The following is a 17,292-nucleotide window of genomic DNA, read 5'->3' on the forward strand; positions in this document are numbered from 1 at the left end:
AGGAAATGCACTTCGAGATGCATTAGATGTAAAAGAGTAAAACATAAAAACCGTGTTGAGCATATAACGCTCAACACGGTTTACTACTTTTAATTTTGATTTCCGTTTCTTATAGGGGTACTGCCATCTGGGCATAAACTATTACATGGAGAAGGAATCATTACTAGCATTCCTCTATAATCTCTATAAACGCATCTACAATCATAATTTAGACTACCACCATTAATTGCGCCTTGCTGACTTTTGTCTAGTTGTTTAACATCGTTTAATTTTAGAATTTTTTTTAACATGATTTATTGATTTTAAGTGTGAATATATTTCGGTTTATTAATTAGAATTTGACGTTTAATGTATAATTGATTTTTGGATTAATCAATTTTATATAAAAAGAGAATATAACTTATATCTGTCCAGAAATGAGGATTTCCTGTGATATATCTAAGCCGATCACAGACTGATTTGTAAGAGGATCTATTTTTTCCTTTCCTCCTCCTATAACAATTTTTTGTTGGGTTCTGGTAAGTACGATTTTGTTAGAATTTGAAATTTTTTTTAACATCGTTTAAAGTTTTAAATTAAAATACTTTCTCTACAGTTTATAGACATCTGAGTGCTGGTCTGAGCATTCTTTACTTCATAATTTTATTAACTATAAAGTGAGCTCAGTTTCAAAAGTAATGACGAGCCTTACAATTAAACACCCTGAAAACAGGGTTTTGAAAATTGACTAATCATGAAAAGTGGAAGTAGTCTATTTTATACCGAATTTGTTTAAGACTATATAAAAAAACAAAGAGACCTCTTTGGGAGATCTCTTTGTTTTAAAATAAAATATACTTTTTTAGAAACAAGGTGGTCCTTGCACCCATGTAGTTCCGTTATGATAACAGCAACTTAAAGCAGGATTACAACCTCTTCTCTTAAAAATAAGAGGAGGAATACCTCCTACGATATCTTTTTGTTGTTCTTTAGAAAGATGTTTGGCATGTTTCAATTTTGTGATCTGATTCATATCAACAGGTTTTAAGGTTAAAGATTTTTATTAAGTTTCAAGAGGTTCCCGAACTTCAGAAGCGGTATCTTGATTTTCTGTCATCATACTCATAAAGTAGAAAAACTCACTGTAATTATATTTTTTAGGATATAACGTATTATTAATAAGTGATGCAGGAGTATAGTAGAGGTCATTTTTTTGAGCCCATTCAGATTGTTTTTTCAAAACTTCGAGATGATTTTCGACGTCTTGAGGGACGCCATATTCTTTTATCCATTTACTATGAGTTCTGTCTGCAAACCACTTGTTATAAGCAACAATAAACTCATCTGGCCCTTTACTATAATATATTTCTAAAAGGATAAGAGCTATTTGTGTAGCTTTATCATCGGTATCTTCTGTTTTAACATTTAAACGAATGCTAATTTGAAGTTTATCTCCCATAGCTTTTAATACACGTGTGTAAGCCTCAAAAGCATCTTTACAATATCCACACATAGGATTGGTAAGACTAATAATTTTAAAGCTTGCATTAGGATTACCTAAAATGATTTCATTTGGGATTGTCGCATTATCTTCGATTTTTTCTGAAATACTAAGCAAGTGATTATAAATTTGCCCATCTCTTTTGAAATGATTTAGCTTAAAGTTATCTGCTTTAAACTTTTTATTTTCTTTTACTTTTTCTTTGGTGTATAAATAGGCTAAAGCAAATAAGGATGATAACATTATAAAACTAACTACAGCCAAAATATCAATATTAAACGGAATATTAAGAACGGCTATGATAGCTAACCCAAGGGATACAGAGCCCATTGCCAAACATACGGCACACCATTTTTTTACAATTAATGCTTGAGAATAAATAGAATATAAAATAAATGGAATTCCTATTAACGATGGGATAAGTAAAATACTATTGAAGCCATAAAATAATTGATATAGCGACATAGAACCAAAGAAAACAATTCCTGCATCAGCTAAAGAAAAATTCTTAAAAAGTTTACCACTATTGTTGTTTATAACTTCTCCACAGTTTGTATTTCCGACCGATGTACAAAATTGATGCATGGCCTGTGATTGTATTCCTAAACTTTCTCTTACAGCAAAAAAACTGAAAACTACCCCTGTAAATGATAATAGTAAAAAGAGAACCTGATTGATATCCCAAGACCTTCCGTAAAAAGCAAAAATTAAACTAGCTACTAGTCCGACAAGTAATACGTTTTGAATAAGAGATTGATTAGAAATAAGTTTTTGCTTGGCATTATACTCGACAGCAATTACCTTGGGAATCCAAATTTCTTTAAACTCACTAAAAGTAAATTTCTTTTTTTTAAGACTTGAGTGTTTAAGTTCTATACTGTCACTTTTTTTGATTACCGTAACAATTTCCTCAGCATTTTCTATCGTGATTAATGAAATAAAACTTTTGGGTAGTTGATCCAAAGCATCCATAGGAATCTCTACAGCAATATTATCAATATCAAAATAATCTAAAGTATCTGTAATAGATTGAAAACTTGGGTAACTAGGGTGTATTTGTAATTGTAGTTCCAGATCCTTTTTGGTATAATTTCCAATTCTGTTTTGGACCAAAACACTTTCTACAATTTTTTCAATAGTATTATTCATGTATATCTTGCTTAGGATTATTAGTATGATATTTTCATTCTTAACGAGAGAAATACCACAAGTCGTTTAATTTTTGGAAAAAAAATTTTCTCTAAAGTAAAGATTTTATTAAGTAAAAAGAGGTGTTATAAGCTCAAAAAATATATGGTTAAACCATATTTGCGTTGGTTTTTTTTATGATTCGTTAAATTTAAAATATTGATAATCAGTGTATTGTGTTTTGTTTTAAATTGGCTAAATACGATGATGTAAATAGTGTTAATCTTTTATAAAGTTTTAAAAAATAGCTTTCTTAATAGCTGTAATAGCGTATTAGAATAGTATGAATTATAATTTAGGGAATAGAATTTTAGAAAAAAAATTAAGTTTATATAAATAATCAGTGTGGTATAAGAGGGTGAATTCATAGAAATTCACCCTCTTTTTTCCTAACTAAAAAATGGCAACTTTTATATATAGTCTACATTGTTTTTTAGACAGGGTAGCCACATACATTGTCAATACATCTAGCACCTGCACAACAAGATATGCCATTTTTTCCCTTGCTGCATGGAGCACCGCTACATCCACGTTTTCTTCCTCCGTTAATAGATTGTTGTTCCTTTTTGTTCAATGTTTTACCATTGGTAAGATTTAGAATGTTTAATAACATAATTAAAATTTAATAAATTAATGTATTCCCCCGAACTTTTATAGACACTCAGGTTATATGTCTCTATGTTTTCACTTATTTGTTTTAAAGTGATGTGAGTCTTGTTTAGAGTAATGTAAGTACAGATAAAGGCCTATTATCGTGTTGGTGAAATTATAATGTTATAAACATTATATTATCCCGATTCTTTGAATAGTCAAGAAATCAGGACAATCTTATAATTTTATTTTTTTTGTTGGTGTACTATTTAAATTCATATGAAAGGATTTTTTGATCTTGTTATATATGTTGTTAGATCACAGATATTAATGAGAATCTTAACAAGACACCGGTGTGTTGATATAGAGAATAGTAAAGAGGGTGGATTTCTAAGAATCCATCCTCTTTTTATAAACCAAAAACTAGAGGTTTATGACCCTCTTAGGCCCAATAACCACATAAGTTATTTTGACAAGTAGTACCTCCACAACAAGGGACATTATTTTTACCACTGCTACATGGATTGCCATTACAGTTATTGGCTCTTCCTCCATTAATAGATTGTTGTTCTTTTTTGTTCAATGTCTTGCCATTAGTAAGGTTTAAAATGTTTGATAACATAATTAAAGTTTAATAAATTAATGTATTCCCCGAACTTTTATAGACACTCAGGTATATGTCTCTATGGTTTTACTATTTGTTTTGAAGTAGCAGAATAGATTTTGAGTTATTTTTGTTTGATAAAAAATTACCTTTTGTAACGAATCATAAATAAATAGGAGGTTTTTAGTATTTTTACAAAAGAGACCTCCTTGCTAGAGGTTTATAATTCTTAAGTCCAATAACCACATACATTATTACGACAGGTAGCACCTCCACAGCAATATGGATCACCATTTCCATTAATTCTACATGCTCTACCGGCACAGTTAAAGTGCCCTCCGTTAATAGATTGTTGTTCTTTTTTGTTCAATGTTTTACCATTGGTGAGATTTAAAATGTTTGATAACATGATTAAATTTTAGAATTAAAATTCCCCGAACTTTTATAGACACTCAGGTATATGTCTCTATGATTTTACTATTTGTTTTAAGTAACATATAGCTTTCTAATAGTTTTGTAAAAACTAGTATGTTATAATTTTTTATGTTTTTGTTGGTGTACTATTTAAATTTATATAAAAGGATTTTTTGACCTTAGTATATCTCTTGTTAGATCACAAATATTAACAAGGCACAGATGTGTTGATATAGAGAATAATGAAAGAAGATGAATTTATAAAAAATCACCCTCTCCTAAATTTCCTCTAACAAGGAAAACTTCATATATAGAGTTGACATATGTTTTGTTTGCACTTAAAAAGTCTACTACAACAAGCACCGTGGCCGTTTACCATGCATGGATCACCTTGGCAATTGACGTTTATTCTTCCTCCATTAATAGATTGTTGTTCTTTTTTGTTCAATGTTTTACCATTGGTGAGATTTAAAATGTTTGATAACATAATTAAAGTTTTAAGATTTAATTTTCCGAACTTTTATAGACACTCAGGTATATGTCTCTATGTTCCACTATTTGTTTTAAGTAACATATAGCTTTCTAATAGTTTTATAAAACTAGTATGTTATGGATGTATGTTATCCCGATTCTTTGAATAGTCAAGAAATCAGGACAATCTTATGAAGTTTTGTAGGATGTTAATTAGATGCTCTACTATTAAAATTCAATAGTATTGTTTTGTTATTTTTGCTTTTTCAAAATGATATGAGAATGAATAGAAAATATCTGTATCCAATGTTGATTATTATAGTCACTGTTGGGTTTTATTACTTTGAAGGGTATATTGAAAATAACGATTTTACAGATGAGAAAACTAAAAATACTACCGATTTAGGTTTTTACTACCTTCCGACATCTACTACAGGAGCTATAATAGTTCATGATTTTTATTCATTATCATATTCTGAAAAACATGAACAAGCAGAATGGGTAGCTTATGAATTGAAAAAAGAACATTTATCTAAAAATGAATTTAAGCGACCTTTTTTTGAAGAAGATAGAAAAGTAAAATCGTCTTCTGCAGATTGGCGCAATTATAAAAAATCTGGATATGATAGAGGGCACTTATGTCCGGCTGGTGATAGGAGATTTACATATCAAGCCTTTGAAGAGACATTTCTTACTTCAAACATTACTCCTCAAAATCATGAGTTTAATAGCGGTATCTGGAATTATTTGGAACAAAAAATAAGATATTGGGCCAAAGTGTATGATGGAGTATATATAATAACAGGTGGTATATTATCAGAAGATCTTCCTACAATTGGGTATGAACATATCTCTGTGCCTAAACAATTTTATAAAATTGTATTTAATAATTCTTCCACTAATCCAAAAATGATTGCTTTTTTGATACCACATAAAGATACTAAAACACCTTTAAAAAACTTTGTTGTGCCTGTAGACGAAATTGAAAAATTAACAGGGATCGATTTTTTTACATCATTAGAGGATAAAGTAGAGAACCAATTAGAAGCTTCTTCTGCTACCCATGGATGGAAGTTTTAATATTGATATTTTTAGTGTTACCATTCATTCACTCGATTAGCGTCTAGTTTAATAAAAATAAAGAGTAAAATTGTAAATCCCCACAAGCTTGATCCTCCATAACTAAAAAAAGGCAAAGGAATACCAATAGTTGGCATTAACCCTGTTACCATACCTATGTTGATAGTAAAATGAATAAATAAGATACCTACTACACTGTAGCCGTATACACGACTAAATTGAGATTTTTGTCTTTCGGCCAGGTGAATAAGCCGAATTAATAATAAAACAAAGAGAATTATAATCATAGTTGCACCCAGAAAACCCCATTCTTCACCAACAGTACTAAATATATAATCGGTACGTTGTTCTGGGACAAAGCCTCCTTTGGTTTGTGTTCCTTCTCTAAACCCTTTACCGACCCAGCCACCACTACCAATAGCAATCTGACTTTGATTGGTATTATAGCCAATACCTTTTGAGTCAACTTCTTTGCCTAAAACAATGTTAAATCTATCCCTGTGCCTTTGTTCGAATACATGATTAAATATATAGTTAACCGAAAAACAGAATCCTGCGACTACAATAATGGTAAGAAGATACCTTGAGTATTTTGGTTTTCGTTTTCTATTTCTAATAAGTATAAAAAGCATAACGGCTGCAACTACCAGAACTACCCATATCGGATTAAAAAGCAAGGTGAGAATAAATAATCCTGCAGCAGAAGCTCCAACAATTAGATATATAGTGGCTAAACCTTCTCTGTATAATGGAAAGAAAAAGGCAGCATAGACCAATGCACTCCCTGGGTCTGGTTGAGGTATAATAAATATGGCAGGAATTGCAATAATTAAAAAAGCTCTAACCTGATAACCAAGAAGTTTTATATTGGTTTGCATATCACTTAAGAACTTAGCCAGGGCTAATGCGGTACATGCTTTGGCAAACTCTGAAGGTTGTAACCCGGCAGGCCCAATTTGATACCAGGACGTCGCACCATTTATATTTTTTCCAAATACAAAAAGGCCTAATAATGATAATAATGATATTACATAAATCAACCCTGCAAAGCGTTCATAAAATTTTGCTTCTATAGCTTGAGTGATAATAATTAATACTATGCTGAATAAAATCCAATAGGCTTGTCTAACATATGCATGTGAAAAATCAGCTAATGAGAAAGCTTCATTCTCAGAAGAAGCAGAGTAGATGTTTACCCACCCAAAACCAACAAGTAATAAAAATAATAAGACTGTTACCCAATCTATTGCTGCTACACTGGATCTTGCCATTATTGATTAATTTTAAATGGTTCGCCACTGTAGGGTTTGGCATATTCTTCTTCGAGACTGTGTGCGAGAATCCAATCTTCTAAATCTGTTCTAGAGACGACTCCGTTTATATGTTGTTCTATCATTAGTGAAGCAATTTTTCCCGCATAACGAGCACCCCAATATCCGTTTTCGACAAATACAGCTATTGCTATTTTGGGGTTATCTTTTGGAGCAAATGCTACAAAAACAGAATGATCGGTAAGCTGGGTTTTTTTACCATCAATTTTGGTAAAGTTTTCTGCTGTACCAGTTTTTCCACATATCTCAATACCTTCAACTTGCAAGGATCGTGCAGTACCTTGGGTATATACCTGATACATTCCTTCTATCACTGGTTCAAAATGCTCTTTGTTAATTGTTGTAACCTTAGGAATAGTATAATTTTCGTTTTCTATAGGTTTGCCATCTATTGCTTTTATAATATGCGGAGTAAAATAATGTCCTCTGTTTGCAATTGCAGCAGTCATATTTGCTAACTGTATAGGAGTAGAAAGTACCTCTCCTTGTCCGATAGCATTAGACAATGTAGCAGATGCATACCATTTATAAGTTGGATATTGATAAATCTTATTGTAATATTTTGCAGTTGGCACTTTTCCTCTTTTTCCTGTTGGCAAATCATAACCCAAATAATTCCCTAAGCCAAAACTTTCAACATGTTTTCTCCAATTTTCCATCCCTTCTTGCGGAGTGTCATACTTTTCAATAATTCTTCTATATACTGTTGCAAAATATGCATTACAAGAGTTTGCTATACCCGGAATCATATTTAATGGACTTCTGTGAGAATGACAACCGAGTTTTCTTCCATTTTTTCCATAATAATACCCCATTCTGCAAGAAACACTTTCATTGGTGTCAATTACTCCTTCCTGTAATGCTATCAATGCATTAACCGTCTTAAATGGCGATCCCGGAGGATATTCGGCTTTTAGACCTCTATCAAAAAGTGGTATCGCAATAGTGTCATAAACTAATTTGGTGAAATTCGGTGATCGTTTTCTTCCTACTAATAATTCAGGTTTGTATGTTGGAGCTGTTACCAAAGCCAATATTTCTCCTGTAGAGGGTTCTAGAGCTACAATACCTCCTCGTTTATTCTGCATAAGTTTTTGTCCATATGCCTGTAGTTTTGAATCCAGAGTTAAGGTAAGATCTTTTCCATTTACAGGAAGAGTGTCAAATTTCCTATTTTTATATGGGCCTATATCTCTATTAAATCGATCTTTTTGAATTCGTTTTACTCCTTTGATACCTCTAAGCTCATTTTCATATTGTTTTTCTACACCGTCAATGCCAATAAGATCTCCAGAGAGGTAATAAGGATCCTCTTTTATTAATCTTTCGTTTACCTCGCCAATATACCCTAATACGTTTGCAGCATTAACAGTTTGGTAGTCCCTTAATGAACGTTTTTGAATATAAAAACCTTCAAATTTCCTCATTTTTTCCTGAAGATAGGCATACTCATCTTTGGTCAATTGTGGTATAACTATAGAAGGTACTCTTGGAGAATAGACTCTAGCTTTTTTAAGCCTTTTTATAAGTTTGTCTTTACTGATATTCAGGATAGAACAAAATTCTAAAGTATCAAAAGGTTTTAATTCTCTGGGGATAACCATAACATCGTATGACGGTTGGTTGGTGACCAATAATCTCCCATTTCGATCATAAATAGCTCCTCTTTGAGGGTAATCATAAATTACTTTGATTGCATTATCTTCAGATAACGAGGCAAAAGAAGTATTGTATATCTGCAAATAAAATAACCTTGCAACAAAGACAATACCAGTAGTAATAATTATTAGGTAGAGTAGTAATTTTCTCATGAATCATTTCTTCTAAACAATACCAAAACCAGCATGGTAATCACTATTGTAAATAAACTAGAAAATAACGTTTTTTTAATGATTAATAGTATGTGAGAGAAGTTAAAAATTTCTAACGAGAAAAGTACAATATGATGTGTTAAAACCATTAAGATTACATAAGCAAAACGCTCGCCAAATCCAACATTGCTTAGTTTTACGGTTTGAAACTCATAGCTAAGCCCAAATACCGATCGTAATGCTACTGGACGAAAAAATGCAATAACTGTACATGCGGCGGCATGTACGCCTCCAGAATCACCAAACATATCTATAATCAAGCCTAACATAAAACTTACAACAAGAAAAAGCCCTTTATTAATATTAATGGGGGCCATAAGAATAAAAATGATATAGATATAAGGGTTTAGGTATCCTAAAAAATTAATATGGTTTAATATAAATACCTGAATTAAAACCAAAACAATGAATCTAATGATATGTAGTAAAGTATCCCTGTTCATGATTTAATTCTCTAAGTTTTTAATTTCTTCAATATCCCTACTTTTTATTGCATAAACAAAACCAATATCACTCATATCGTTAAATAATTTGACATCTATTAAATAGTAGCTTTTGTTTTGATTTAATTTATAACTGGCAATTGTTCCTATTCCTATTCCTTTAGGAAAAATGGTTGAGCGACCATGTGTTATAATAGTATCTCCTTCTCTAAGAATTGCTTGTCGAGGGATAGTTTCTAACTGAATAATATTTGGATCTTTTCCATTCCAGATTAAAGAACCATACTGGTTAGACTTTTTTAATCCGGCATTAATTCGAGAATTACTGTTAAGGATAGAAATCACTCTACTGTAATTTTTTGAAGTATTCTCTACAATTCCTATAATACCTTTATCTGTAATAACTCCCATATCGGGTAGGATACTATCTTTTTCGCCTTTATTAATCAGGATGTAGTTATCAATTTTACTATAATCATTTTTAATTACCCTGGCTTTGGTAAAAGTATAAGGTTTATCAAAAGATAGTGTATCCAGATATTTTGTCGCAACAGAATCTACCCCTAGAGCACTTAATTGATTACGAAGGCTTTCATTCTCTTCTAGTAATCGTTGGTTTTCCTTTTTTAGACCAAAATAGTCACTTACCGAGTGTTGCCAACTATATAGCGCTCCACTTAAAAAATTGGTAGAACTAACAAATTTACTTCTATGATAAGAATGTGATTGTATAGTGAAAATTAATGCTATACATAATAGTAGTAGAAATAGCAGAAAACGTTTATTCTTAATTAAAAAATTAATAATCTGCTGCATGATTTAGAGTATGATGACTTCTTTGGTTAAACGTTCTATGTTAAGCTAGCTAAGCCTTACTTAGCAAGTATTAAAGCAGGATAACGTAAAATCAGAAATTTAGGTATATTTCAGGAATGTTTTTTTACAACATTATTTTATTAAAACACTTTTATACCTATTTAGGTTTTTTAGTGTAATTCCTGTACCTCGTACAACTGCTCTTAACGGGTCTTCTGCAATATAGACTGGTAAATCTGTTTTTTGTGATAAACGCTTATCCAATCCACGTAGCATAGAACCTCCTCCTGCAAGATATATACCAGTATTATAAATATCTGCGGCAAGTTCTGGAGGAGTTTGCGATAAGGTTTCCATTACTGCATCTTCGATACGTAGAATAGACTTATCAAGTGCTTTAGCCATTTCTCTATAAGAAATCTGAACCTGTTTAGGTTTTCCTGTAAGTAGATCACGACCCTGAACATTCATTTCTTCGGGCGGTAACTCCAAATCTTCTGTAGCGGCACCAATTTGTATTTTTATTTTCTCAGCAGTACGCTCTCCAACATATAAGTTATGTTGTGTACGCATATAATATATAATATCATTGGTAAATACATCTCCTGCAATTTTTACCGATTTATCACACACAATTCCTCCTAATGCAATAACTGCAATTTCTGTAGTACCTCCACCTATATCCACAATCATATTTCCTTTGGGCTGCATAATATCTACACCAATACCAATTGCAGCTGCCATAGGTTCGTGGATAAGGTATACTTCTTTTCCATTTACACGTTCTGCACTTTCTTTTACTGCCCGCATTTCAACTTCGGTAATTCCAGAAGGAATACATATCACCATACGCAAAGCAGGGGCAAATATTTTTTTCTTCAATGCCGGGATATCTTTGATAAACATGCTTATCATTTTTTCACTGGCATCAAAGTCTGCAATTACCCCATCTTTAAGTGGGCGAATAGTTTTTATATTCTCATGAGTTTTTCCCTGCATCATGGCAGCCTCTTTTCCGGCTGCAATAATTTTACCAGTCATAATATCTCTGGCTACAATAGAGGGACTATCCACTACTACTTTGTCATTGTGGATCACTAATGTGTTAGCGGTACCTAAATCTATTGCAATCTCTTCGGTAAAGAAGTCAAAAAATCCCATAAAAGTCAAAAAAAGGGGTTAAAATTCAGTAAATGTAATAAAATTAATGTTTAAAATGACGTGTTCCGGTCATAACCATTGCAATTCCGTTTTGATCACAGTAATCAATGCTTAATTGATCCTTGATAGAACCTCCCGGTTGGATCACAGCTTTAATGCCTGCATTGTCTGCAATTTCTACACAATCAGGAAAAGGGAAAAAAGCATCACTGGCCATAACTGCTCCGTTAAGATCAAAATTAAATGCCTGGGCCTTTTCTACAGATTGCTTTAAGGCATCGACTCTAGAGGTTTGTCCTGTTCCACTTGCTAATAACTGCTTTCCTTTAGTAAAAACTATCGTATTTGATTTGGTATGTTTACAGATTTTTGATGCAAATAAAAGATCCTCTATTTGTTCTGATGTAGGCGCTACTTTAGTTACGGTCTTCAAATCTGTTTTGGTATCTGTTTTAAGATCTTTGTCCTGAACCAGTGCACCATTTAAACAAGTACGTACTTGCATTTTTGGTAAATCGATATCTTTTTGCACTAAAATAATTCTGTTTTTCTTTCCTTTTAGAATCTCTATGGCCTCATTACTAAAAGAAGGAGCAATAACAACTTCACAAAATAATTTATGAATTTCATCGGCAGTTGCTGAATCAATTTCGCTATTACTAATTAAGATACCTCCAAATGCCGAAACAGGATCACCAGCCAATGCATCAATATACGACTGGAGAACAGTTTCTCTTTGTGCTAAACCACAAGCGTTGTTATGTTTTAAAATTGCAAATGTTGGCGACTCACTTTTAAATTCACTCATCAGGTTTACTGCTGCATCAACATCAAGCAAGTTGTTGTAAGATAGTTCTTTACCGTGTAGTTTATCAAACATAGTATCAAAATCTCCAAAGAAAAATCCTTTTTGATGCGGATTTTCACCATATCGTAATACTTTACCTTTGGTTTCACTTATTTTAAGAGAGGCGATTTCATGATCACTATTAAAATAATTAAAAATTGCCGAATCATAGTGAGAAGATACATTAAAAGCTTTGGCAGCAAAACGCTTGCGATCTGCCAAAGAAATAGCTCCGTTTCCTTCAGAAATCACATGTAAAAACTCTGCATAATCATCAACCGAAGCTACACAGGTTACATCAGAAAAGTTTTTGGCAGCTGCTCTAATTAATGAAATTCCACCAATGTCTATTTTCTCAATAATATCTTGCTCAGGTGCACCAGAAGCTACTGTTTTTTCAAAAGGATATAAGTCTACAATAACAATATCAATTTGAGGAATCTCATATTGCTCAAGTTCTGCAACATCACTATCGTTATTTTGACGATTCAGGATTCCTCCAAAAACTTTTGGGTGTAATGTTTTAACTCTTCCACCTAAGATTGAAGGATAAGACGTAACATCTTCAACAGGGATAACATCAATACCTAAATCTTTAATAAATTTTTCGGTTCCACCTGTAGAATAAATTGTGATATCAAGTTCGTCTAATTTTTTTACGATAGGTGCTAATCCTTCTTTACTGAATACAGAAATTAGTGCAGATTTAGCAGTTTTTGTGTTGCTCATGAGAAAATTTAGTTAGTAAAACGCAAAAATAGCAATTTAGTACCCAATTAGACAATCAATTATGTGTAATTGTTTTCAATAAATTGTAACAAAAATATAAGGAAAACGTCCTATATTTAAATAATTTAAAATCCAGTTCAAAAAATAGAGCATGCTAATCTATCTTAGAGTACTTAAGGAAAGCTTTAATTTTGCTATTAATGCACTTGTAAATAATAAGTTGCGTACATTTCTTTCACTATTGGGTGTTACTATCGGGATTTTTTCGATTATAGGTGTTCTTGCTGCGGTAGACTCTTTAAAACAAGAAATCAAAGGAAGTATTAGCTCTCTAGATAATAGTACAATTTATCTTATGCGTTTTTCTTTTGGCCCTTCTGATATACCACAATGGAAACGAGAACAATTTCCTGATGTAACTTTTGAGGAATATCAATATATCAATAGATCAATGCCTGATCTTAAAGCAGCCAGCTTTATTTTGAACGTAGCTCCTGAAACAATTAAGTACGAAGATAATAGTATAAGTAATGTAGAGATTGCGCCAGTTACTAATGATTATTATGATATTGAAGAATTACAAGTCGTAAAAGGAAGATTTTATAATGAGCAAGAATCTGTGGCAGGCGCTCCTGTAATCGTTATAGGGGATGAGATAGCTAATAGCCTGTTTGGTTCTAGTGAACCTATAGGAAAAAAGATACGATTATACGGAAGAAAGCTTACTGTGATAGGAGTACTTCAAAAAGAAGGAGCAGGTCTCTTTGGAAATAGTAAAGATACAGCTGTTATTCTTCCTGTTAATCTGGTTAGAAGGATCTATGGAGATAATAATAAATCGTCTTTTCCGGCCATAATTATTAAGCCAGAATCTAATATTGATATCCCAGAATTTATAGCAGCCTTAAAACAAAAAGTAAGAGCATATCGAGGGTTAAAGCCTGATGAAGGTGATAATTTTTTTGTAAATCAATTACAAGGGTTTACAGATTTTATAGATAATATTACTGGTACAATGTCTACTATTGGAGGTTTTATAGGCATGTTTTCACTACTGGTAGGAGGTTTTGGAATTGCTAATATTATGTTTGTAAGTGTTAAAGAACGAACAAACCTAATAGGTATACAAAAGGCATTAGGAGCTAAAAAAAGATTTATATTATTTCAGTTTCTGTTTGAAGCAATTATTCTTGCTATTTTTGGTGGATTAATTGGACTTTTATTAGTTTGGTTAATTTCGATATTTGCATCGCAGTTTACAGGTGATTTTAAGTTTATACTTTCTAGTTCTAATATGTTTTGGGGAATGTTTTCTTCTACAATAATAGGTCTGATTGCTGGGATTTTGCCTGCATTGTCAGCTTCAAAATTAGATCCTGTAGAAGCAATCAGAACAGGGATGTAAATCTGTCCTAATCGCTTTGGTGATAGATTAAAATTTCACATAATTTTTGAATAAAGTTCGTTCGGTATAAAATATATGTTTTCTTTATTTTACTTCAGCTTAAGTTTTAAAATCACTTCATGAGTTCCATTGGTATAGGTATTTATATCAGATGTAACATGCTCATATGCATAGCCAATGCTTAATAGGTTTTCTAAAAAACTAGCGGTAAAAAATGCCGTTATACTTTCGTCTAATCGATAATTTGCTCCTAGTTCTATTCGTTCTTTATATACAATTGAAGTGGTAAGGTCCAAAGATATAGGTGCATTGTTTACGACTTTACCAAGTGCAGAAGGGCGTAATTTAAAATCATTGCTAAGATCAAAATCATATCCAGCACCTAAAAATACCTGCAAATCATCGCTGGCCGAGACAGGATTTAATCCTTCTTTTTCGTACCTGTCATTAGATAGCAGCCCGGGAGCAGAAAGTGATATATAGTACTTCTTGGCTTTTAGATAAAATCCTACACCCACATTAGGATTAAATGTATTTACATTTTGGGTGAATAATGGGTCATCTTCAATTCCTATTTCATTAAGATTTATCTTTAAGAAGGATCCTCCGACTTTAACTCCTGCATAGAGATTTGTTTCTTCTGCCACTTTTATTTTATATGAAAAGTCTGCATAAAGATGTGTTTCATCTAACACAAAAACTTTATCACTTACAGCGGTTAATCCAATACCGATATTTTTGCCTATCGGAGAGTTTATATTAAAGTTAAGAGTTTCTGGACCGTCCTTAACTCCAGCCCATTGGCTCCTTACTGCAAATATTGCTTCAAGACTACCATTGGTGCCTGCATATGCAGGAGTGATTACATTCATGTTATATCTATACATACTAAAATGTGGGTCTTGTTGGGCGTTACCGGTAAAAGACATGATGATCGTAAAAACTATATATTTTAAATACTTCATTTTACTTTTATTTTGTTGGTTTTGATGGAAATAATAACAGTTAGATTCTTTCTTTTTGAAACTATACATGATTAATAGTTTATATAGATCCATCCGATAATGGGAGGTACTGCTTGACTGCCTGTTTCGATAATGTAATAATATGCTCCGGCAGGTAATTTGCCATTTCCAACTGCTAAACGGCCATTGGAGATTCCATCCCAATTATTTTGATAATCTTTAGCTTCAAATACTTTAGTGCCTGATCTACTAAATAGTTGAATCGTATGATTAGGAAAATCTTCAATTCCTTCTATTACCCAGGTATCATTTATCCCATCGCCATTAGGAGAAAATCCTTTATCAAACGTAAGTGTTGTTACTGGAATTTCTTGCTGCGTATTAATCGTGAAATTGGGAGAATCTGTAACTCCAACTCCTGGGTTGCCAGCAATATCGGTTACTCCGGTATTATCCAAAGTGATACTATTTTCTGTATCGGTTATTCCGGTTGTTGGAGTGTATGTAGCTGTAAAAGTGATATTCCCATCGGCAGAACTTACTGTTGTAAGCGTTCCATTAGGTGTTGTCAGATCTGCATTGGTAAAACTGGCTACAGCTTCAGAAAAAATAATGGTTATAGTAGCTGTATCACCCGTTGTTAATTCATCATCACTAATTTCTACAATTGCTGTAGGTGGCATCATATCAATAATAAAATTAGAAGAGTTTGTTGTTCCTGTTCCTGTATTTCCTGAACTATCAGTGATTCCGGTATTATCAAGAATGATAATGTTAGTATCATCTTCTACATCGATTGCTGGAGTATAGGTAGCTGTAAAAGTGATATTACCATCGGTAGAAGTAACGGTAGATAATGTTCCATTAGGAATTGTTAAATCTGTATTGTCGAACCCAGATATTGCTTCAGAAAAAGTAACAGTTATTGTAGTAGTTTCACCTATTGTTAATGTAGAATCACTAATGGCTATAGTTGCAGTTGGAGGTATCGTCTTTTTATTTTCGGTATCCGTTGCTACGTTTCCTGTGTTTCCATTTACATCAGTAAGCGTAACGCTTAATGTAATGGTTCCGTCTCCTAAACCACTTAAATCTATACTTGAAATAGTTACTCCTGCAGAAGCTACAGTTCCGGATCCGGTTACATTGGTTCCTCCTCCAGAACTACTAAAAGTATAATTATAGGTTGCACCTACTTCTGCAGAAGAGAAGGTGTAACTTACTGCATTGTTATTCCCAGCATTGATAGGGCTCTGATCTATTGCAACCGAATACCCTGTTGGAGCAAGGGTGTCTTTGGTTTCTGTATCAGTTGCCGCACTTCCTGTATTTCCATTTACATCAGTAAGCGTAACGCTTAATGTTATTGTGCCGTCTGTTAAACCACTAAGATCTATTCCTGAAATACTTGCTCCTGTAGAAGCTACGATGCCAGATCCGGTTACAGTTCCTGCTCCTCCTGAAGTACTAAAGGTATAATTATAGGTTGCACCAACTTCTGCATTACTAAATGTATAGCTTACTGCATTGTCATTCCTGGCATTAATAGGGCTCTGATCTATTGCAACCAAATACCCTGTTGGTGCTCCGGTATCTTTGGTTTCTGTATCAGTTGCAGCACTTCCCGTATTTCCATTTACATCAGTAAGCGTAACGCTTAATGTAATGGTTCCATCTGCTAGACCACTAAGATCAATACTAGAAATAGTTGCTCCTGCAGAAGCTACAGTTCCTGATCCGGTTACTGTTCCTGCTCCTCCCGAAGTACTAAAGGTATAATTATAGGTAGCACCTACTTCTGCACTGCTAAATGTATAGCTTACTGCATTGTCATTAAGATCACTGATAGGGCTCTGATCTATTGCAACTGAATACCCTGTTGGAGCAACGGTTTCT

General features: G+C 32.8%; 16 protein-coding genes. 2 read left to right on the forward strand and 14 right to left on the reverse strand.

The window, feature by feature from the left end; translation table 11 throughout:
* Window positions 1-400: 400 nt before the first annotated feature.
* From Z053_RS31705 to Z053_RS0126690, 6 genes are all read right to left on the reverse strand, one after another.
* The gene (locus Z053_RS31705; RefSeq protein WP_160170154.1) at window positions 401-559 is read right to left on the reverse strand and encodes a hypothetical protein; all 159 of its coding nucleotides are present in this window, start codon (window positions 557-559) and stop codon (window positions 401-403) included.
* 282 nt (window positions 560-841) lie between these two features.
* Window positions 842-1,012 carry a hypothetical protein gene (locus tag Z053_RS31710; protein WP_160170155.1) on the reverse strand — a complete coding sequence of 57 codons (171 nt, stop codon included), beginning with the start codon at window positions 1,010-1,012 and terminating at the stop codon, window positions 842-844.
* Window positions 1,013-1,042: 30 nt separating this feature from the next.
* Window positions 1,043-2,629, reverse strand: a complete 1,587-nt coding sequence (locus tag Z053_RS0126680) for a vitamin K epoxide reductase family protein (protein ID WP_025668034.1) — start codon at window positions 2,627-2,629, stop codon at window positions 1,043-1,045.
* A 472-nt stretch (window positions 2,630-3,101) separates the two neighbouring features.
* A complete protein-coding gene (locus Z053_RS31210; RefSeq protein ID WP_152538405.1) occupies window positions 3,102-3,281 on the reverse strand; it encodes a hypothetical protein in 180 nt (59 codons plus the stop codon).
* A 420-nt stretch (window positions 3,282-3,701) separates the two neighbouring features.
* Entirely contained in the window at window positions 3,702-3,881 is a 180-nt protein-coding gene (locus Z053_RS31215; protein WP_132066207.1) for a hypothetical protein, read from the reverse strand.
* Between the two features lie 211 nt (window positions 3,882-4,092).
* Window positions 4,093-4,272 carry a hypothetical protein gene (locus tag Z053_RS0126690; RefSeq protein WP_025668036.1) on the reverse strand — a complete coding sequence of 60 codons (180 nt, stop codon included), beginning with the start codon at window positions 4,270-4,272 and terminating at the stop codon, window positions 4,093-4,095.
* A gap of 758 nt (window positions 4,273-5,030) precedes the next feature.
* On the opposite strand from Z053_RS0126690, the gene Z053_RS0126695 reads away from it, so the two are divergent.
* On the forward strand, window positions 5,031-5,828 hold the full coding sequence (locus Z053_RS0126695; RefSeq protein ID WP_025668037.1) for a DNA/RNA non-specific endonuclease: 798 nt from the start codon (window positions 5,031-5,033) through the stop codon (window positions 5,826-5,828).
* Window positions 5,829-5,845: 17 nt separating this feature from the next.
* Here the strand turns inward: Z053_RS0126695 and rodA are convergent, their stop codons facing one another.
* From rodA to purH, 6 genes are all read right to left on the reverse strand, one after another.
* Entirely contained in the window at window positions 5,846-7,099 is a 1,254-nt protein-coding gene (gene rodA, locus Z053_RS0126700; protein ID WP_025668038.1) for a rod shape-determining protein RodA, read from the reverse strand.
* Complete coding sequence (gene mrdA / locus Z053_RS0126705; protein WP_025668039.1) at window positions 7,099-8,970, reverse strand: penicillin-binding protein 2; 1,872 nt, start codon at window positions 8,968-8,970, stop codon at window positions 7,099-7,101. The genes rodA and mrdA overlap by 1 nt, the downstream gene beginning before the upstream one ends.
* Entirely contained in the window at window positions 8,967-9,473 is a 507-nt protein-coding gene (gene mreD / locus Z053_RS0126710; RefSeq protein WP_025668040.1) for a rod shape-determining protein MreD, read from the reverse strand. The genes mrdA and mreD overlap by 4 nt, the downstream gene beginning before the upstream one ends.
* A 3-nt stretch (window positions 9,474-9,476) precedes the next feature.
* Window positions 9,477-10,289, reverse strand: a complete 813-nt coding sequence (gene mreC, locus Z053_RS0126715) for a rod shape-determining protein MreC (RefSeq protein ID WP_025668041.1) — start codon at window positions 10,287-10,289, stop codon at window positions 9,477-9,479.
* A gap of 132 nt (window positions 10,290-10,421) precedes the next feature.
* Window positions 10,422-11,450, reverse strand: a complete 1,029-nt coding sequence (locus Z053_RS0126720; protein ID WP_024772404.1) for a rod shape-determining protein — start codon at window positions 11,448-11,450, stop codon at window positions 10,422-10,424.
* A gap of 43 nt (window positions 11,451-11,493) precedes the next feature.
* Window positions 11,494-13,026: a bifunctional phosphoribosylaminoimidazolecarboxamide formyltransferase/IMP cyclohydrolase gene (gene purH, locus Z053_RS0126725; RefSeq protein WP_025668042.1), complete on the reverse strand. Its 1,533-nt coding sequence runs from the start codon at window positions 13,024-13,026 to the stop codon at window positions 11,494-11,496.
* Between the two features lie 151 nt (window positions 13,027-13,177).
* Between purH and Z053_RS0126730 the strand changes: the two genes are divergently transcribed.
* Entirely contained in the window at window positions 13,178-14,431 is a 1,254-nt protein-coding gene (locus Z053_RS0126730) for an ABC transporter permease (protein WP_025668044.1), read from the forward strand.
* Between the two features lie 89 nt (window positions 14,432-14,520).
* On the opposite strand, the gene Z053_RS0126735 is transcribed toward Z053_RS0126730, so the two are convergent.
* Entirely contained in the window at window positions 14,521-15,396 is an 876-nt protein-coding gene (locus tag Z053_RS0126735) for a PorP/SprF family type IX secretion system membrane protein (protein WP_025668045.1), read from the reverse strand.
* A gap of 71 nt (window positions 15,397-15,467) precedes the next feature.
* A partial coding sequence (locus Z053_RS29445) for an Ig-like domain-containing protein (protein WP_152538406.1) occupies window positions 15,468-17,292 on the reverse strand: 1,825 nt, incomplete at its 5' end.

Origin of the sequence: Aquimarina megaterium XH134, assembly GCF_000520975.1 — a bacterium.
Taxonomy (GTDB): Bacteria; Bacteroidota; Bacteroidia; order Flavobacteriales; family Flavobacteriaceae; genus Aquimarina; species Aquimarina megaterium.